This window comes from Variovorax sp. JS1663 (assembly GCF_002157355.1).
Classification (GTDB): Bacteria; Pseudomonadota; Gammaproteobacteria; order Burkholderiales; family Burkholderiaceae_C; genus Variovorax.
In genome coordinates this window covers 90,553-109,399 of record NZ_LYMK01000008.1, presented here as the reverse complement: position 1 = coordinate 109,399, position 18,847 = coordinate 90,553, and the positions used below count along the sequence as shown (strand labels likewise).

Here is an 18,847-nt window from a genome sequence, read left to right as displayed (position 1 = left end):
CGGCTTCGGCTTGCGTACCCTGACATCCCGCTCCCAGCGCCATACTTCGGCGGCTCGGCCACGCCGCATTCCAATTCATTGATGGAGACTCCGACTTGAACCCCGTCCTCAAAAGCTTCGACCTCGCCGGGCGCACCGCGCTCGTCACCGGCTCCAGCGCCGGCATCGGCCTGGCGCTGGCGCGCGGCCTTGCCGGCGCCGGCGCGCGCGTGATCCTCAACGCCCGCAGCACCGACAAGCTCGAGCAGGCGGCGTCAACGCTGCGCGAGGAAGGTGCGACGGTCTTCACCGCGGCCTTCGACGTGACCTCCGGCGAAGCGGTGAGCGCGGCGATCGAGCGCATCGAGGCGGAGATCGGCGCCATCGACATCCTGGTCAACAACGCCGGCATGCAGCGCCGCGCGCCGCTGGACCAGTTCGAGGAGGCGCAGTGGCACGAGCTGATGAAGACCAACGTCGACAGCGTGTTCCTGGTCGGCCAGGCGGTGGCGCGGCGCATGATCCCCCGCCAGCGCGGCAAGATCATCAACATCTGCTCGGTGCAGAGCGAGCTCGGACGCCCCGGCATCGCGCCCTACACCGCGAGCAAGGGCGCGGTGAAGATGCTGACCAAGGGCATGGCGATCGACTGGGGGCAGCACGGCATCCAGGTCAATGGCCTGGGCCCGGGCTACTTCAAGACGGAGCTGACCGACGCGCTGGTGAAGAACCCCGAGTTCACCTCGTGGCTGGTCGGGCGCACGCCCTCGCGGCGCTGGGGCGACGTGGAGGACCTGGTGGGCGCGGCCGTGTTCCTCGCGAGCGACGCCTCCAATTTCGTCAACGGCCACATCCTCTACGTGGACGGCGGCGTGACCGCCACGCTCTGAACCCGGGCCCCAAGGAAGCACACACATGGAAGCACTCGTCATACACGCCCCCGGCGACCTGCGGGTCGAGAACGTTCCCACGCCGGAGCTCGGCCCCGGCCAGCTGCGCGTGCGCGTGCGCTGCGGCGGCATCTGCGGCTCGGACCTGCACTACTACCAGCACGGCGGCTTCGGCACCGTGCGCATCAAGGAGCCGATGGTGCTGGGCCACGAGGTGGCCGGCATGGTCGAGGCGGTGGGCGACGGCGCCGGCAGCTTCGCGCCCGGCGAGCGCGTCGCCATCAGCCCGAGCCGCCCCTGCGGCCTGTGCCGCTACTGCCAGCAGGGCCTGCAGAACCACTGCCTGGACATGCGCTACTACGGCAGCGCCATGCGCACGCCGCACGTGCAGGGCGCCTTCCGCCAGGAGATCGTGGTGGAGCACTGGCAGGCGCAGCGCCTGGCCGACAGCGTGAGCGACGGCGAGGGCTCGATGGCCGAGCCGCTGTCGGTGGCGCTGCACGCGGTGCGCCGCGCGGGGCCGCTGCTGGGCAAGAACGTGCTGGTGACGGGCTGCGGGCCGATCGGCGCGCTGGCCATCATCGCGGCGCGGCGCGCGGGCGCCACGCACATCGTGGCCACCGACGTGGGCGCGCATACGCTGGGCAAGGCGCTCAAGGTGGGCGCCGACGAGGTCGTCAACGTGGCGGAGGAGCCCGAGGGGCTGGCCCGCTTCACGGCCGAGAAGGGGCACTTCGACGTGCTGTTCGAGGCCAGCGGCAACCAGCGCGCGCTGGTGGGCGCCTTCGATGCGCTGCGCCCGCGCGGCATCATCGTGCAGCTCGGGCTGGGCGGCGAGATGCAACTCCCCATCAACACGATCGTCGCGAAGGAGTTCGACCTGCGCGGCGCCTTCCGCTTCCACGAGGAGTTCGCGGTCGCGGTAGCGCTGCTCAACAAGGGGCTGGTGGACGTCAAGCCGCTGATCTCGGCCACCCTGTCCTACCGCGACTCGGCCCGCGCCTTCGCGCTGGCGGCCGATCGCTCGCAGGCCATGAAGGTCCTGCTGAACTTCGACTGAGGGCCTCAGCCCTTCTTGTAGTTCGCGATGCCGTCCATGATCTCCTTCTTGGCGGCATCGACGCCTTCCCAGCCGAGCACCTTGACCCACTTGCCCTGCTCCAGGTCCTTGTAGTGCTCGAAGAAGTGGGTGACGGCCTTCAGGCGCATCGGGTTCACGTCTTCCACCTTCTTCCAGTGGCTGTAGATGGGCAGCACCTTGTCGGTGGGCACGGCCAGCACCTTGCCGTCGACGCCGGCCTCGTCTTCCATCATCAGGATGCCGAGCGGCCGGCAGGGCACCACCACGCCGGGCACCAGGGCCCAGGGCGTGATGACCAGCACGTCCACCGGATCGCCGTCGCCCGAGAGCGTCTGCGGCACGTAGCCGTAGTTGGTCGGGTAGTGCATGGCGGTCGTCATGAAGCGGTCGACGAAAATCGCGCCGGACTCCTTGTCGACCTCGTACTTGATCGGATCAGCGTTCATCGGGATCTCGATGACGACGTTGAAGGCTTCGGGGGCGTCTTTGCCGGGAGAAACTAGGCCGAGGGACATAGGGTGGTCTGCTGTAGTGGATAAGTGCTAGCGGGATGGGGACAAACCCGAAGTTTACTTTCCGTGTCACGGCCCGGTCGCACAGAACGTGACATTTGCCTGTAAATTGCCCTCGTTGGCCAATCGGTCCTCCGAGGAAGCAACGCGGCGAAGGCATCGACCCCGTACGCGTTGCGCACAGGCTGCTGCCTTCGTCTCCACAAGTCAACGAACGAATGGAGAAGCAAGGCATGACGGGCAACACCCCTCTGGTCCTCGCCATCGTCTGCGGCCTCGTGGCCGTGGTCTATGGTTTCTGGGCCCGCAGTTGGATTCTTTCGAAGGACGCGGGCAACGCCCGAATGCAGGAGATCGCGGCGGCCATCCAGACCGGCGCGGCCGCTTACCTGGCCAAGCAGTACCGCACCATCGCCATCGTGGGCATCGTGCTGGCGATCCTGATCGGCATCTTCCTCGACGCCACCACCGCCATCGGCTTCGTGGTCGGCGCAGTCCTCTCGGGTGCCTGCGGCTTCATCGGCATGAACGTCTCGGTGCGCGCCAACGTGCGCACCGCGCAGGCCGCCACGCAAGGCATCGGGCCGGCGCTGGACGTCGCCTTCCGCGGCGGCGCCATCACCGGCATGCTGGTGGTGGGACTGGGCCTGCTGGGGGTCACGGCCTTCTACTGGTTCCTGGTCGGCAACGGGCAGCTCACGCCCGACCGCAAGCTGGCCACCCTGCTCAATCCGCTGATCGGCTTCGCCTTCGGCTCTTCGCTCATCTCCATCTTCGCGCGGCTGGGCGGCGGCATCTTCACCAAGGGCGCCGACGTGGGCGCCGACCTGGTGGGCAAGGTGGAAGCCGGCATTCCGGAAGACGATCCGCGCAATCCGGCGGTGATCGCCGACAACGTGGGCGACAACGTCGGCGACTGCGCCGGCATGGCGGCCGACCTGTTCGAGACCTATGCGGTGACGCTGATCGCCACCATGGTGCTGGGCGCGCTGATGGTGACGGCAGCGCCGGTCAGCGCGGTGCTGTACCCGCTGGCGCTGGGGGGCGTGTCGATCATCGCCTCGATCATCGGCTGCTTCTTCGTGCGGGCCTCGCCGGGCATGGTCAACGTGATGCCAGCGCTCTACAAGGGGCTGGCGGTGGCGGGCATCCTGTCGCTGATCGCCTTCTGGTTCGTCACGCAGTGGCTCATTCCCGACAACGCGATCGCGGCCTCGGGCAGCCAGCTGAAGCTCTTCGGCGCCTGCTTCGTCGGCCTCGCGCTGACGGCGGCGCTGGTGTGGATCACCGAGTTCTACACCGGCACGCAGTACTCGCCGGTACGCCACATCGCGCAGGCCTCCACCACCGGCCACGGCACCAACATCATCGCGGGCCTGGGCGTGTCGATGCGCTCGACGGCCTGGCCGGTGATCTTCGTCTGCATCGCGATCCTGGCTTCGTACATGCTGGGGGGCCTCTACGGCATCGCGGTGGCCGCCACGGCGATGCTGAGCATGGCCGGCATCGTGGTGGCGCTGGACGCCTACGGCCCGATCACCGACAACGCCGGCGGCATCGCCGAGATGTCGGAGATGCCCGCCAGCGTGCGCGACATCACCGACCCGCTGGACGCGGTAGGCAACACCACCAAGGCGGTGACCAAGGGCTATGCCATCGGCTCGGCGGGCCTGGCCTCGCTGGTACTGTTCGCCGACTACACGCACAAGCTCGAGACCTATGGGCAGGCCATCAGCTTCAACCTGAGCGAGCCGATGGTGATCGTGGGCCTGTTCATCGGCGGCCTGATCCCCTACCTCTTCGGCGCGATGGCGATGGAAGCGGTGGGCCGCGCGGCCGGCTCGGTGGTGGAGGAAGTGCGCCGCCAGTTCCGCGAGATCCCCGGCATCATGGAAGGCACCGGCAAGCCCGAGTACGGCCGCGCCGTGAGCATGCTGACGGGCGCAGCGATCAAGGAAATGATGATCCCCAGCCTGTTGCCGGTGGTGGTCCCGATCCTGGTCGGCCTGCTGCTGGGGCCGAAGGCGCTGGGCGGGCTGCTGATGGGCACCATCGTCACCGGCCTGTTCGTCGCCATTTCGATGTGCACCGGCGGCGGGGCCTGGGACAACGCCAAGAAGTACATCGAGGACGGGCACCACGGCGGCAAGGGCTCCGAGGCGCACAAGGCCGCGGTCACCGGCGACACGGTGGGCGACCCCTACAAGGACACGGCCGGCCCGGCGGTGAACCCGCTGATCAAGATCATCAACATCGTGGCGCTGCTCATCGTGCCGCTGGTGGTGAAGTTTCATACCGGCGATGCGGCCGCGATGGCCGCGCCGGCCGCCGCGCCTGCACCGGCGGTCGCACCGGCCGCGGCGCCTGCACCGGTTGCGGCACCCGCTGCGGCGTCAGGCGACGCCGGCGCCTCGATCAAAACGGAGAACGGGGTGGTCAAGTTCTACTTCGCCACTGCCAGCGCGGAAATGCCGCAAGGCGCGAGCGCCGCGCTGGCGGACATCGTGAAGGCGGCACAGGGCGGTGGCCGGGTGCTGGTCAGCGGCTATCACGACGCGACCGGCGATCCTGAGAAGAATGCCGAGCTCGCCAAGCAGCGCGCGACGACCGTCGGCGCCGCGCTCAAGATGGCGGGCGTGCCGGACGACAAGGTGGAACTGGCCAAGCCGGCGCAGACCCAGGCCGACGGGCCGCCGGCCGAGGCGCGGCGGGTCGAGGTCAAGCTTCAGTAGAGCGAGGAAAGAGCGCCGGAGGCCTTTGCGCCTCGGCGCTCAGTTCAGGCTGGCGCCATGCGTCGGCAGCGCGCCCTGCTCGGTGCGCAGCGGAACGCCCTGCAGCGTGTCGAAGTCGGAAGGGGCTTCCGGCACGCGCACTTCCACCATCTCGTGCAGCGAGGCGACCCAGCGGCCGGCGGCAGAGCTGGCTGGCTCGTCGTTGGTGAAGATGCCGTCGCGGATGAAGAAGGTCTCGCCGGCGGGGCGCTCGGCATGCAGTTCGATGAGCCGCGCGATCGGAAAGGTGTAGGTGACCAGCTTTTCCTTGGTGTTGCGGTCCTTGCCGCCGCAATTGAAAAAGCCCTCGGCGGCAATGACCATGCAGGAGCCGTCGACTTGCGCAGCCTCTTCCCCACCCAGACGCCACACCGCCGTGGGCAGCCGCACCCGGACCTTGTCGATCACCAGGTCGCGCTGGCGGTTCAGGGCATTGAGCGGCGGCACCAGCGAACGCAGTTGCCGCAGGCGTTCGGCGAAGTTGTCGTCCATGGTGAATTCCACATGGTGCGTGGCGCCGCCCGAGCGCTTGACGACCTGCATGACGACATGGCGGGGCGGCCGGCTCATTGGCAAGCGCCCTTTCCGTCCCGATGGACACGCCTCAACCAATAGCAGTGAATGGTTTTAAGCGAACTCATTTAAACGACCACAATTTAGAACTTAGGTATTGATGCAATGAATTGCATTAATTGTTTCTAACTGTAGATCGATTTGAGCGCTTTTGGTAGTTGCTTTACAGAGGCAAATCGAATTGGTCGGCTACGTCGCCAAACCGTCACGAAGCAGTCTCTTTTTCCTGTTCTTCCAGCGCCTTGCAGGAGGGCGCGCAGACCGTCTGCGACTTGCCGAGGAACTGCCGCGTGCGCATCTGGGAGCGCACGCGGTGCTTGCCGCAGAGGAAGCAGGACATCGTTGCCCCGCTGAAGGAGGCCGAGGCCCGGAAGGGCGAGCCCGAGGCCTTGGCCTTGTAGCGCAGGCCGTCGGCGATGATGGCGGTCTTGGTCTCAGCCTTGGCCATGGGCGGTGTCCGGTTCGGCATGGCGCTTGGCGCGCTCGATCGCAGACTTGGCGGCCAGCTCGGCGGCGAGCGAGGCGTCCAGGCCTGAACGGCACAGGCCGGCATGCTGGTAGTTGAGGTTTTCGTAGACCTCGGCGGCGGCCGGATAGGCATCCAGCAGCTTGCCCAGGCCGTCGCCCGGGGCGACGTCCCGGAACTCGTCGACGAGGTGCATCACGACCGATCGATACTGCTCCGCACCCACTGGCACGGCACTGTGCTCGAGCCGCTCCAGGAGCTGGGCGAGCACGTGGGTCACTGCCAGGTCGGTTTTGGGCGCCGGGGATTGGGTAGCGTTCATGGGGTCCATCTGGGGCAGAAAGGCCAGATTACAAGATACTGGCCGCCGCCGCAGTCTCCCGCGCGGCACGGAATTTCACCAGCAGCGCATGCAGCATCTCGGTGGAAAGCCCATGGACCACCAGCCGGTGCCCCGCCCGCAGGGTCGACAGCGGCACCAGCGGGTGCTTGTTGTTCACCAGGATCAGGTGCTCGGGCGCATCCAGCAGGGTGGCGGCGTAGATCCCGATGGTTTCGTCCAGCTGCAGCGAATTGGCGGCGCGCCAGAAATCGTTGTCGGTCAGCATCAGCTGGTAGAGCGGCGTGAACAGCTCGATCGCGCTCTGCAGGTCCAGGAAATTGAGCCGTCCGTGCGGCATGTCGGCCAGCCGCACAGGCGGCTCGGCAATCATCGAGAAATCGACCGTCTGCGCCTTGCGCAGCTCGATTCCCTGCGCCCGCAGCGCCTGGTTGAGCCGGATCACGAAGTTGAAGAGGTTGAGGTCGTGCTTCAGGAACATCTCGTCCCTGAGCGCGTCGATGTCGGGCGGCGCCAGCGGCGAGGTGTCCACCCGCACAGGCGAATTGGCACCGATGAAGGCCAGCACCTGCGACCCCAGGTGGAAGTGCCGCAGGATCAGCCAGTTCGCCTCCGGCGAGACGAAGCGCTTCAGGCCCCAGGCCAGCAGGCGGTGCAGCAGCCGCGAATGTGCCCAGTTGCGCGGCACGAAGACCTTGCACACCTGGAACAGCACGATGGCCAGGCGCGCCAGTGGCCGCAGGAAGGGCAGCAGGTACTGGCGCGAGGCCGAGCTGGAGTCGGCCAGCCACGCCGCCTTCACATCGTCGGGCAGCGGCGTGCTCTGGTCGAGGTAGAGCGCCAGCCAGGGGCTGGGGTCGCGCGGGTCGTGCTCCCGCGCCAGGAAATCGGGCAGGGCCTTCATCGCGGGATGGACTGCGTGACGTGCTCGAACTGCATGAGGTAGAGCGCCGCCGTGTGGCGCGCGGTGTCGGCGATGCGCCGGGCCGCGTCGCCCTCCCCTTCGATCTCCATCACCATCTCGACCGCCGCCAGCCAGCGCGTCAGGTGGTTCTCGTCGTTGTGGCCGTGGTATTCGAGGAAGCGGAACACGTCGGGCGGCAGTTGCAGGCCGGCCTTGATCAGCGGCAGCAGCGCCGGCACGATGCGCTGCCCCGTGCCCTCGATGATGTAGATCGCGCCCAGCAGGCCGATCGGGTTGGGCCGCGCGGCCAGGCCATGGAGATAGGCGTTGAGCGCCTCGCCGCCAGGGTTGCGGCGCAGCGTGTCGATGTCGGCGACGGTGCCGCCCGCCTTGCGGTAGTCGTCGACGAGGATCATGAAGTCGTTCTGCTCCTCGCCCGCATGCACGCCGATGAGCGCGGCCAGGGACTGGTAGGGCGCGGCCAGGGAGGCGGCGCCCTCGCGCATCCACTTGCTGCCCTCGCGCACCTGCGGCACCCAGTTCTCCATCCAGTTCAGGTAGTCCGGCAGCGCGAAGCGGCGCTCGCGGATCTGCCGCACCAGCGGCGTGCGCCAGACGCGCGAACGGTAGTCGTGCCAGATCGAGGCCAGCTCGGTGAGCAGCGCCTGCAGACGCTCGGGCGCGGCGGCGGGATCGTGCGGTGGCGCGATGACGTCGGCCGCGGCTTCGACCGGCGCCACTACGGCTGGAGCCGGCACGGCAGCGGCCGCGCCACCCGCCTCCTCCACCTCGAACAACAGGTATGCCGCGGTGAAGCGCCCAGACTCGGGCACGTAGCAGAAGATCTGCTCCCCGGGCTTCAGCGTCCGGCCCTGCAGGAACTCGGCCAGCATGATCATGATCGAGGCGGCGCCCGTGTTGCCGCGCCAGGCCAGATTGCTCCACCAACGCTCGCGCGGAATCGCCAGCCCGGCCTTCTGCATCAGGCCATCGACCACCGGGATGAACTTCTCGGAGGAATAGTGGCACAGGAAGTGGTTGACCCGCGCCGGGTCCAGCCAGCCGTCGCGTACCAGCCCCGCGTATTCGTGGATGCCGACATCGAAGAGGTGCGGCAGCAGGCGGATGTCCTGCCGCAGCGAAAGCGCGCCCGCCGCCTCGGCCTCGCCCCAGGACGCGAAGTCCAGGTGGCCGCGCGAACGGTCCTCGCTCAGGCCCAGCTGCATGCATACCGGGTAGTCGCCCGAGAAGGAGCGGTGGTGAATCCACTTGAGGCGCAGCCGCACGCCCGGCTGGCCGGCCAGCGCGGAGGCGCCGCCCGACAGCAGCAGCGCACCCGCGCCGTCCGACAGCATCCATCGCAGGAAATGGGCGTCGAAGTCGCAGTCGTAGCCGCGCGCGGCGAAGCGCGAGCGCTTGAACAGGCGCGACGGCATCTCGCTGGCCACCGCCAGCGCCGCGCGGTGCGTGCCCAGCTCGATGCCCTGCGCGGCCGCCTGGATCGCCCCCACGCTGGCCGCGCAGACGCCGTGCACCGACAGGGTCTCCATCGGCGGCGCCGCCAGCTCGCCCTGGATCATGTTGGCGAAGCCCGGCATCAGCGCATCGCCGCCCGATGAGCCGCTGGCCAGCAGCGACACCCGCGAGATCTCGGCCCCGCCCTGCTGCAGGCACTGGCGGATCGCGCCCGCGGCCATCTGCGCGTTGCCGTGCACCGTGCGGCCCTCGGTGTCGATGCCGTAGTAGCGCTGGCGGATGCCGTTCTCGGCCAGGATGCGCCGCTTGATGCGGTCCGACATGCGGTTGATCGGCGCGATGTAGGCGTCCATCTCCTCGTTGGACACGGGCTCGCCGGGCATGAAGAAGCCGGCACTTTCAAGGTAGACGCGTTGGAATGGAACGGGCATGGGTCAGGACCGAGGAAGAGAACCGGGCGGCATCAGCGGGCGGCTGCGAAAGCGCGGCAGCACCGTGCCCAGCAGGAAGACCCGCGCCATGTAGGGCAGCAGGCCGCGCTCGTTGAGGGAGGGATGGACGCGGGCCCGGTAGCGCTCGCGGTGCAGCCGCGTGAGTTCGGACCAATGCGCCTTGGAATGCTCGTGGTGCGCGGTGTGGAGGCCGATGTTGAACAGCAGCGGGTTGACCAGGCCCTCGAAGTTGCGCGCGTAGTCGAGCGTGCGGCGGTTCGCGCTGGCCCGTCCGTCCGCGTGCGCATGCTGCAGGTAGTTGGTCGCCAGCAGCCAGTGCAGGCCATGCAGCTGCGGCAGGATCACGAACACCAGCGCGCGGCGCCAGTCCAGCGCCAGCAGCAGCGCCCAACTGCCCAGCCACAGCGCGTACTGCGCCAGGCAGTAGCGCCAGGCCCCGGGCCAGTGGGCGCGCAGCCGGCCCAGCCAGTCGAGGAAGATCGGGTAGAGCACCGCCGCCGCCTGCAGCGGATGCACCAGGTAGCCCCACAGGTGGTTGGTGTCGCCGCCGAAGCGGTAGGTGCGTGCCGCATCGCGCGGTCCATGCCGAAAGCGATGGTGATTGGCCACGTGCGCCGGCCAGAACACGAAGGTGGGATGACCCTGCAGCAGGGTCAGCCAGGCATCGGTGAGGCGGTTCGCACCCCGGCTGCGCCACATGCGCAAGTGCGCATGGTTGTGGTGGATCACGCCGGTGCCGAGCGTGAGGAAGAGCATCAGGCCGTACAGCAGCCAGTGGAAGCCCTGTACCCATTGCCAGGCCGCCAGTGCCGGCAGCAGCGCCATGTAGGCGAGGCTTTGCCAGTCGCGCCAGTGGCGCAGCCGCGGCGCGCGCCGTGCGCGATCAGGCGCAGGCGCCATGGCTTTTCTCTTTCTCGGCATGGGCGTGCAGCTGCGGCGCGGCGGCATCGGCGGCGACGCGGGTGCCGAACAGCCGGTCCATGAAGGTGAACTGGAAGCCGTAGTTGCCGCCGTGGCACACGTGGTGCAGATGGTGCCGGCGGCTGGCGGCGAACCAGTGGTCGTACGAGACCTTCGGGAAGAAGTCGTAGTTCGAATGCCCGATGTTGTTGAAGAACAGGCTGAACAGCGGCACCGAGGCCAACGACCAGAAGCTGAAGTCGTGCACCAGCATCGGCGGCAGGATCACGTTGCCCAGCAGCAAGGCCTCGAGCGGGTGAAAGCTGTAGGTGGAGAAAGGCGTGGTGACGATCGACCGGTGGTGCGGACCATGGAAGCGCCGCAGCAGGCGCGTATGCAGCAGCCGGTGGTTCAGCCAGAAGTGCACGTCGTTCCAGAGCGCGAGCGCCAGGATCTCCAGCGCGATCTGCCAGGCGCCGGCATCCGCATCGAGCCGCGCCCAGCCCAGTTGCAGCAGTCCCCACGGGAACACCAAGCCGATGCCGAAGATCGCCACCGACACGGCCGACTGAGCGAGCTCCCGCCGCAGCTGCCCGCGCTGCATCGGCCGCGGATCGAGCACCCGGCCGATGCCCAGCGCCGGCAGGAGCTTGCGCGTCACCAGCCAGTTCAGCGCGCCGAACAGAAGGTAGATGCCGCCGAAGAAGGCCACGCCCCACAGCATGACCTCCGGAACGGACAAGGACTGGAAGCGAGCCCCCATGCGCAGGCTAAAGCAGCATTTCCGGCACGATCGGCGCGATCAGCCTGTTGTAGAAGCGCTGGAAGAAGGTCGCCTCCGGCTCGGAGGTCAGGACCATTTCCTTCTCGCCGTCGGTGGTCAGCCATTCGAGCCGGCCGGTGTCCTTGGCCAGGCGAAGGCGGTAGGAGTTCTGCACCCGGCTCACGTTGATCACGCGCAGCAGCTCGCGCGCCAGCTGCGGGCTGTCGACCAGCAGGCCCATCTCGGTGTTCTGGGTCGCCGAGCGCGGGTCCAGGTTGGCCGATCCGAGCAGGATGCGCGACCGGTCGATGACCGCGGTCTTCGCATGCAGCCGGCCGAGCGAGCTGCCGAAGGAGCCGAAGCGCTTGTTCGCCATGGTGCGCTCCGGGCTCAGCTCGTACAGGTCTGCTCCTGATTTCAGCAGCCGTTCGCGATAGCGCATGTAGCCCGTGTGCACCAGCGGCTCGTCGTTGGCGGCCAGCGAGTTGGTCAGGAGCACCAGCTTGATCTTGCGCCTGCCCAGGTCCTCGAAGGCGGCCATGCCCTGGTCGCCGGGCACCAGGTAGGGCGAGGTCATCTGCACCTCCTGCTTGGCCTCGAGCAGGCGCTCCCAGATCCGCATGGTGACGCTGGTCGACAGGGCCTGGGCGGCCGTCATCGTGGTGGGCTTGCTCGGCGGGTCGGCGATTGCGCGCGCCGTGCCCCACAGCAGCCCCATGCGCCCCGCATCGAGCTCCTCGCTGATCGCGCCGTAGCCCAGGATGTCGACGGGCGGCAGCACGATCCGGGGCGGCGGCGCGGCCATGCCGATCCAGGCATCGAACTCGGCCGTGCCAGGCGTCTTGCCGCCCTCGCCGCGCACGATTTCCTCGATCGGCCAGACCTGCTCGCTGTTCCAGTAGGCGTCGAAGATGGCCTCGAGCTGCGGCACCACCTGGCCCACGACCACCGCGTCCATGTCGATGAAGTTCTGCGCCTCGCTCAGCACGAAATATTCGTCGGCGATGTTGCGGCCGCCCACCACGGCCATCACGCCGTCGGCGATGAACAGCTTGTTGTGCATGCGGTGGTTGAGCCGGTAGATCTCGTGCGGGGACGCGACGAAGCGCTGGAGGAAGCCGTCGCGGCCGCAGCAGAAGGGATTGAACAGGCGCACCTCGACGTTGGGCGTCTGCGACAACGCCAGCAGCAGGTACTGGCTCTTGGCCGTGTAGAGGTCGTCGACCAGGACGCGCACCTTGACGCCGCGCGCCGCGGCCTCGCGCAGCGAGCGCATCAGCAGGCGGCCGACGGCGTCGTTCTCGAGCTGGTAGTACTGCACCACCAGCGAGCGCTCCGCCCGCTGCGCCAGCTGGATGCGCGCATCCAGCGAATAGACGCCCAGCGGCATCAGGCGAAAACCGGAATGCTCGCCCGGCGGCGTGGAGGCGGCCACCACCTTGGCCAGCGTCGTCGACGGATCGGCCGGCGCCGCGTGCTGCGCCGGCCGCTCCTTGGCCGGCGGCAGCGAGCCGCAGGCCCCGAGCCCGGCGGCCAGGACGCACAGCAGCGCGATGCGCAGCAGACGAACCCAAGCATTCATGGTCTTTCCTCTCCTTGCTGTTATTCCGGATACGCTGGCGGGTGCAGGCCGGTTTCAGCCCTGCCGCCCGGCCCGTGCCGGTTCTAGAATTTCGCGATGCCTCTTCCCGGAGTTACATCATGACCCGTCGGATTCTCGCGCGTCTCGCCGTCCTTTCGTTCGCATCCGCGGCTTTTTCTCCGGCCCTCGCGGCCCTGGACATCGGCGACCCGGTGCCGAAGTTCACCGCCACCGCGGCGCTGGGCGGCAAGACCTTCCGCTACTCCCTGGCGGACGCGCTGGCCAAGGGGCCGGTGGTGGTCTACTTCTTCCCGGCGGCAGGCACCACCGACTGCAACATCGAGGCTCATGCCTTCGCCGAGGCGATGGGCCAGTTCGAGGCCATCGGCGCCACGGTGATCGGCGTCTCGGCCGACGACATCGACACGCTGAAGGACTTCTCGGTCAAGCAGTGCCAGAGCAAGTTCCCGGTGGCGTCCGACCAGGCCAAGGCGGTGATCGAGGGCTTCGACGCGGTGATGCAGACCCGGCCCGACTTCGCCAACCGGCTGTCCTACGTGATCGCGCCCAACGGCACGGTGGCCTACTACTACCAGAACCTCAACCCGGACAAGCATGTGGAGCGCATGCTCAATGCGCTGAAGGCGCTGCCGAAGCCGGCCGGCAGCCGCTGAAGGGCTGCGCGAAGCGCCGGCGGGGCGCTTCGCGCACAATTTCGGCCCATGCAGCTCCACTACATCGCCAACGAAAGCGTCCCCTCCTCCTCCGGCCGCACCCTCCCTGTCCTCGACCCCTCCGACGGCCAGGCCTTCGACGAACTCCAGCGCGGCAATGCCGCCGACATCGACGCGGCGGTGCGCGCCGCGCGCGACTGCTTCGAGACGGTGTGGCAGAAGCAGAGCGCCGCCGAGCGCGGCCGGCTCCTGTACAAGCTCTCGCAGAAGATCGCCGAGCACACCGACGAGCTCGCACTGCTGGAGCAGCGCGACTGCGGCAAGCCGGTCAAGCAGGCCCGCGCCGATGCGCTGGCGCTGGTGCGCTACTTCGAGTTCTATGCCGGCGCCAGCGACAAGCTGCACGGCGAGACCATTCCCTACCAGGACGGCTACAGCGTCTTCACCTGGCGCGAGCCGCATGGCGTCACCGGGCACATCATCCCGTGGAACTACCCGATGCAGATCTTCGGCCGCAGCGTCGGCGGTGCGCTGGCCGCGGGCAACGTCTGCGTGGTCAAGCCCTCGGAAGACGCCTGCCTGTCGCTGATCCGGGTGGCTCAGCTGGCGGCGGAGGTGGGCTTCCCGCCGGGCGCGATCAACATCGTGACCGGCTTCGGCCACGAGGTGGGCGACGCGCTGGCGCGGCACCCGGGCATCGACCACATCAGCTTCACCGGCAGCCCCAAGGTGGGCACGCTGATCCAGCAGGTGGCGGCCGAGCGGCACTGCCCGGTCACGCTGGAACTGGGGGGCAAGAGCCCGCAGATCATCTTCGCCGATGCCGATCTCGGCGCGGCCATCCCGGTGCTGATCAACGCGATCGTGCAGAACGCCGGCCAGACCTGCTCGGCCGGCTCGCGCGTGCTCGTCGAGCGCGAGATCTACGAGTTGCTGCTGGAACGCCTGGGCCAGGCCTTCGAGGCGCTGCGCGTCGGCCCGGCGGCGATGGACCTGGATGTGGGTCCGCTGATCCGCCAGACACAGCAGCAACGCGTATGGGACTTCCTGTCCGATGCCCAGCATGCGGGCATCCCGATGGTGGCGCAGGGCGTGGTGGTCGACGAGGCGCCGCAGACCGGCTTCTACCAGGCGCCCACGCTGCTGCGCGACGTGCCGGTGACGCATCGGCTGGCGCAGGAAGAGGTCTTCGGCCCGGTGCTGGCCGCGATGTCCTTCCGCGACGAAGACGAGGCGGTGGCGCAGGCCAATGCCACGCAATTCGGCCTGGTCGCGGGCATCTGGACGAAGGACGGCGCCCGCCAGTTCCGCATGGCCAGGCAGGTGAAGAGCGGCCAGGTCTTCGTCAACAACTACGGCGCGGGCGGCGGCGTCGAGCTGCCCTTCGGCGGCGTGAAGTCCTCGGGCTACGGCCGCGAGAAGGGCTTCGAGGCGCTCTACGGCTTCACCACGCTCAAGACCGTGGCGGTGCGCCACGGCTGAGCGCCGTCGGTGATCAGCCCAGCGCGGTGTCCAGCAGCATCATCAGCACGAAGCCCACCATCAGCCCGCCCGTCGCGAAGGCCTCGTGGCCCTTGCGGTGGGACTCGGGAATGATCTCGTGGCTGATCACGAAAAGCATCGCGCCGGCCGCGAAGCCCAGCCCCCAGGGCAACAGCGCCGCCGACTCACCGACGATCGCCGCGCCGAGCACTGCCCCTACCGGCTCGACCAGGCCCGAGGCCATGCCCAGCGTCACCGCGAAGGACCGGCGGTAGCCCGCGGCCAGCAGGGCCGCCGCGACGACCAGGCCCTCGGGCACGTCCTGGATCGCGATGCCGGTGGCCAGGGCGCTGCCGCGCAGCGCATCCCCGCCGGCATAGCCGACGCCGATGGCCAGCCCCTCGGGCAGGTTGTGCAGCGCGATCGCGAAGACGAACAGCCAGGTGCGGCGCAGCACGCGCGCGTTCTGCCCTTCCACGCCCTTGATGAAATGCTCGTGCGGCAGCACCCTGTCGAGTGCCAGCAGCGCCAGGCTGCCCAGCAGGATCGAAGCGCCGACGATGCCGCCCGCACCCCAGGCATCCGCCCCGCCCGCACGGGCCGCGGCGATGCCGGGAATGATGAGCGAGAAGGCGCTGGCCGCCAGCATGACGCCGGCGCCGAAGCCGAACAGCGTGTCCTGCGTGCGGTCCGACAGGCGCTGCGAGAACACGATGGGCAGGGTGCCCAGCGCCGTCGCCAGCGCCGCCACCGAGCCGCCCAGCAGGGCCTGCCACACCAGCGGCCGGCTGGCGGCGAAATGCCAGAACTGCGCCGCCGCCACGAGCACGCCGGCCAGCACGATGGCGAAGCCGATCCACTGGCGCGGTGACGGCACGGGCCGCCGGGGGGTACGGAAAAGGGATGCGCTGTTGTCCATGCTCAAATGATAGTAATTCTCATCTGAACCGTGCTTCAGGAATTTCAATCCTTCCGATAGGGGCAGCCCGGCGGCGGAGAAGTGTAGGAATTTCTGTCGACCTCCTCCTGAACAGCGTCTTCGGCCGGCGCGCCCGCAATGGACCGCGAGCTGGAGGCGTAGGCCTCCGCTGGCGGCTGCCACCTCCGCGGGCGTCCCGCTCGCCACGATGCGGCCGCCTTCCGCGCCCGCCCCCGGGCCGACGTCGATGACCCAGTCGCAGGCGGCCACCACGCTCATCTCGTGCTCCACCACCACCACCGTGTTGCCGGCCTCGACCAGGTGGTCGAGTTGCGCCATCAGCCTCTCGACATCGGCAGGATGCAGCCCCGTGGTCGGCTCGTCCAGGACGTAGAGCCCATCGCCGCGCTGCGCACGCTGCAGCTCGGTGGCGAGCTTGATGCGCTGCGCCTCGCCACCGGAGAACTCGGTCGCGGGCTGACCGAGGCGCAGGTAGCCCAGGCCGATCGCCTCCAGCAGGCGCAGCGGCCGAGCAGACGCTGAAGGTGCGCCTGCAGGGCCGGAACGCCGCGAAGCGCTTGCGCACCGCGTCGAAGAGGCCGGTGTACGTGGCGAGGTTGGAGCGCGGCGTGCGGCCGATCGGCTTCTGGTCCACGCGCACCAGGCGGCGCAGCGATTCGGCGCCGGCTGCGATGCGCCCGGCCGTGTGTCCGGACGGCCGGGGGCGCCCGCCCTCCTCCTGGTCGTCGTCATCCGGCGGCGTCTCGTGGCCAAGGTGCGCCGCGACGAGCTCGGTGAGCGCCTGGCTCACCAGGCTGGACTTGCCCGAGCCCGAGATGCCCGTGACGGCGGTCATCACGCCGAGTGGGAAGGCCGCATCGACGCCATGCAGGTTGTTGCGCGCCACGCCTGCGAGCCGCAGCCAGCCGGCCGGCACGCGCGGCGGCCGCGAGCGCTCGGCCACCGGCCCGAACAGGTAGCGCGCGGTGTGCGAGTTCTCCACCTTGCTCAGGCCCTCGGGCGGGCCGCTGTAGAGCACGTGGCCGCCGCGTTCGCCTGCGTCCGGCCCGACGTCCACCAGCCAGTCGGCGCGACGCATCAGGCCCAGGTCATGTTCGACGACGAACAGCGAGTTGCCGGCCTTCTTCAGCGCATCGAGCGCGGCACCCAGCGCTTCGCCGTCGGCCGGATGCAGGCCGGCCGAAGGTTCGTCCAGCACGTACACCACGCCGAACAGGTTGGAGCGGATCTGCGTGGCCAGGCGCAGGCGCTGCAGTTCGCCGGGCGACAGCGTCGGCGTGCTCCGGTCGAGCGAGAGGTAGCCGAGGCCCAGCGCGATCAGCGTCTGCACCCGGCCCAGCAGATCGTGCGCGATGCGCTGCGCGGCGATGCGCTTCTCCTCGGACAGGTTGGGCGTGCGGCGCACGTCGGGCGCGGCCTCGTGCGCGGAACCACCGGCCGCCACGCGCCGCGCGCTCGCCTTGCGCCCCGTCTCGCGGCCGAGCGCGCGGCCCGGCTGGGCCGCCGCGCCCATGTCGCCGCCCTCGATGCGCTGCAGTACCTCGGCGAGCCTGGCCAGGGGCATCCGCGAGATCTCGCCGATGTCGCAGCCCGCGACGCGCACGGACAGCGCCTCGCGCTTGAGCCGCTTGCCATGGCACTGCGGACACAGGCTGGCGGTCATGAAGCGCGCCACGCGCTGCTTCATCAGCGCGCTGTGCGTGGTCGCGAAGGTGTGCAGCACGTACTTGCGCGCGCCCATGAAGGTGCCCTGGTAGCTCGGCTCCATGCGGCTGCGCAGCGCGGCGCGCGTCTCGGCCGGCGTGAAGCCGGCGTAGACGGGGACGGTCGGCTGCTCCTCGGTGAAGAGGATCCAATCGCGTGTCTTCCTCGGCAGCTCGCGCCACGGCCGGTCGACGTCGTAGCCCAGCGTGACCAGGATGTCGCGCAGGTTCTGGCCGTGCCAGGCCGGCGGCCAGGCAGCGATGGCACGCTCGCGGATGCTCAGCGAGTCGTCCGGCACCATCGATTTCTCCGTCACCTCGTACACGTGGCCGAGTCCGTGGCACACGGGGCAGGCGCCTTGCGGTGTGTTGGGCGAGAAGTCCTCCGCATAGAGCATCGGCTGGCGCGGCGGGTACACGCCCGCACGCGAAAACAGCATGCGCAGCAGCGCCGAGAGCGTGGTGACGCTGCCGACCGAAGAGCGCGCACCGGGCGCGCCACGCTGCTGCTGCAGCGCCACCGCAGGCGGCAAGCCATTGATGGAGTCGACCGCCGGCACGCCGACCTGCTCGATCAGCCGGCGCGCATAAGGGGCGACCGATTCGAAGTAGCGCCGCTGGGCCTCGGCATAGAGCGTGCCGAAGGCGAGCGAGGACTTGCCCGAACCGGACACGCCGCTGAAGACGACCAGCGCATCGCGCGGCACGTCGACGTCCACGTTCTTCAGGTTGTGCTCGCGCGCGCCGCGCACGCGAACGAAAGGATCCGCACTGCGCGGCGTGGGGGCCATGGGATTCTCCATCCGGTCTCGGGCACCGCAGGTTGCGCCGCGGAAGGGCGCGCTGCGCGTGAGAAGGTGCCGATGCCGAACGTCGGCCGAAGTACGCGAGGGAGCGCTACTTCAGCTTGGCGTCTCCTCGTCGACCTACGGATCTTCAGGCGCTGCAGTTCAGCCCAGAGTTCCTCCAAGTCGTCCTTGCGAAAGGTCAGGGAAAGCGGCAGCTCCAGGCGCTCAGCCAGCGCTTCAAGGGTCTGGGCGGACCTGCGACTCGGATCCTTGGCGGTCGGACGAGGGGCATAGAGATGCCGGGGGGTCAAGGTGTCCTTGAAATGAGGCCATGCGAAGAACCCTACGAGAGCGCCGGCACGCTATCGGAAAAGTTCTTGGGCGATGCTCATCCGCCACAATAGATAAAGACCACCGGATGCCTACGCTGGCGCACCCGGACCGCACCGAGGAAGAAGATGAAGTCGTTCAAGCGCGCCCAGTTCCACTTCCACCGCCAGCCTCAGCCTGGCGAGGACGTCGGCGCCGAGTTCAGTCGTCCAAGTACCGGGTGCACTACCGCAGCCTGCTG

General features: G+C 68.8%; 15 protein-coding genes and 1 pseudogene. 5 read left to right on the top strand and 11 right to left on the bottom strand.

Annotation, left to right across the window (positions count from 1 at the left end; translation table 11 throughout):
* The first annotated feature begins 95 nt into the window (after positions 1-95).
* A complete protein-coding gene (locus A8M77_RS09445) occupies positions 96-869 on the top strand; it encodes a glucose 1-dehydrogenase (RefSeq protein WP_086921294.1) in 774 nt (257 codons plus the stop codon).
* Between the two features lie 25 nt (positions 870-894).
* The gene (locus A8M77_RS09440; protein WP_086921293.1) at positions 895-1,929 is read left to right on the top strand and encodes an L-idonate 5-dehydrogenase; all 1,035 of its coding nucleotides are present in this window, start codon (positions 895-897) and stop codon (positions 1,927-1,929) included.
* A 5-nt stretch (positions 1,930-1,934) separates the two neighbouring features.
* Here A8M77_RS09440 and ppa read toward each other — a convergent pair whose 3' ends face one another.
* Positions 1,935-2,465, bottom strand: coding sequence for an inorganic diphosphatase (gene ppa / locus A8M77_RS09435; RefSeq protein ID WP_086921292.1), 531 nt, complete (start codon positions 2,463-2,465; stop codon positions 1,935-1,937).
* Between the two features lie 230 nt (positions 2,466-2,695).
* On the opposite strand from ppa, the gene A8M77_RS09430 reads away from it, so the two are divergent.
* The gene (locus A8M77_RS09430; RefSeq protein ID WP_086921291.1) at positions 2,696-5,194 is read left to right on the top strand and encodes a sodium-translocating pyrophosphatase; all 2,499 of its coding nucleotides are present in this window, start codon (positions 2,696-2,698) and stop codon (positions 5,192-5,194) included.
* Positions 5,195-5,233: 39 nt separating this feature from the next.
* Here A8M77_RS09430 and A8M77_RS09425 read toward each other — a convergent pair whose 3' ends face one another.
* From A8M77_RS09425 to A8M77_RS09390, 8 genes are all read right to left on the bottom strand, one after another.
* On the bottom strand, positions 5,234-5,803 hold the full coding sequence (locus tag A8M77_RS09425) for a hypothetical protein (RefSeq protein WP_086921290.1): 570 nt from the start codon (positions 5,801-5,803) through the stop codon (positions 5,234-5,236).
* 208 nt (positions 5,804-6,011) lie between these two features.
* Positions 6,012-6,254 (bottom strand): hypothetical protein, encoded by a 243-nt coding sequence (locus A8M77_RS09420; protein ID WP_086921289.1) that lies wholly within the window; start codon positions 6,252-6,254, stop codon positions 6,012-6,014.
* Positions 6,241-6,594 carry a hypothetical protein gene (locus A8M77_RS09415; protein WP_192871579.1) on the bottom strand — a complete coding sequence of 118 codons (354 nt, stop codon included), beginning with the start codon at positions 6,592-6,594 and terminating at the stop codon, positions 6,241-6,243. The genes A8M77_RS09420 and A8M77_RS09415 overlap by 14 nt, the downstream gene beginning before the upstream one ends.
* A 28-nt stretch (positions 6,595-6,622) precedes the next feature.
* The gene (locus tag A8M77_RS09410; protein WP_086921287.1) at positions 6,623-7,516 is read right to left on the bottom strand and encodes a DUF6999 family protein; all 894 of its coding nucleotides are present in this window, start codon (positions 7,514-7,516) and stop codon (positions 6,623-6,625) included.
* Positions 7,513-9,423, bottom strand: coding sequence for a StlD/DarB family beta-ketosynthase (locus tag A8M77_RS09405; RefSeq protein WP_086921286.1), 1,911 nt, complete (start codon positions 9,421-9,423; stop codon positions 7,513-7,515). Before A8M77_RS09405 ends, A8M77_RS09410 begins: the two co-directional genes overlap by 4 nt.
* A gap of 3 nt (positions 9,424-9,426) precedes the next feature.
* Positions 9,427-10,344 carry a fatty acid desaturase gene (locus tag A8M77_RS09400; protein ID WP_086921285.1) on the bottom strand — a complete coding sequence of 306 codons (918 nt, stop codon included), beginning with the start codon at positions 10,342-10,344 and terminating at the stop codon, positions 9,427-9,429.
* Positions 10,328-11,107, bottom strand: a complete 780-nt coding sequence (locus tag A8M77_RS09395) for a sterol desaturase family protein (protein WP_086921284.1) — start codon at positions 11,105-11,107, stop codon at positions 10,328-10,330. The genes A8M77_RS09400 and A8M77_RS09395 overlap by 17 nt, the downstream gene beginning before the upstream one ends.
* Positions 11,108-11,114: 7 nt before the next feature.
* Entirely contained in the window at positions 11,115-12,689 is a 1,575-nt protein-coding gene (locus A8M77_RS09390) for a phospholipase D family protein (RefSeq protein WP_086921283.1), read from the bottom strand.
* Positions 12,690-12,808: 119 nt separating this feature from the next.
* Here A8M77_RS09390 and A8M77_RS09385 point away from each other — a divergent pair, with 119 nt between their 5' ends.
* Both A8M77_RS09385 and A8M77_RS09380 read left to right on the top strand, forming a co-directional pair.
* Positions 12,809-13,363, top strand: a complete 555-nt coding sequence (locus A8M77_RS09385; protein WP_086921282.1) for a peroxiredoxin — start codon at positions 12,809-12,811, stop codon at positions 13,361-13,363.
* A 48-nt stretch (positions 13,364-13,411) separates the two neighbouring features.
* Positions 13,412-14,845, top strand: coding sequence for an aldehyde dehydrogenase family protein (locus A8M77_RS09380; protein WP_086921281.1), 1,434 nt, complete (start codon positions 13,412-13,414; stop codon positions 14,843-14,845).
* Positions 14,846-14,858: 13 nt separating this feature from the next.
* Here A8M77_RS09380 and A8M77_RS09375 read toward each other — a convergent pair whose 3' ends face one another.
* Positions 14,859-15,764 carry a ZIP family metal transporter gene (locus tag A8M77_RS09375; RefSeq protein ID WP_086921380.1) on the bottom strand — a complete coding sequence of 302 codons (906 nt, stop codon included), beginning with the start codon at positions 15,762-15,764 and terminating at the stop codon, positions 14,859-14,861.
* A 171-nt stretch (positions 15,765-15,935) separates the two neighbouring features.
* Positions 15,936-18,291: pseudogene (locus A8M77_RS09370) on the bottom strand (ATP-binding cassette domain-containing protein); the annotation flags it as partial.
* Between the last annotated feature and the right edge of the window lie 556 nt (positions 18,292-18,847).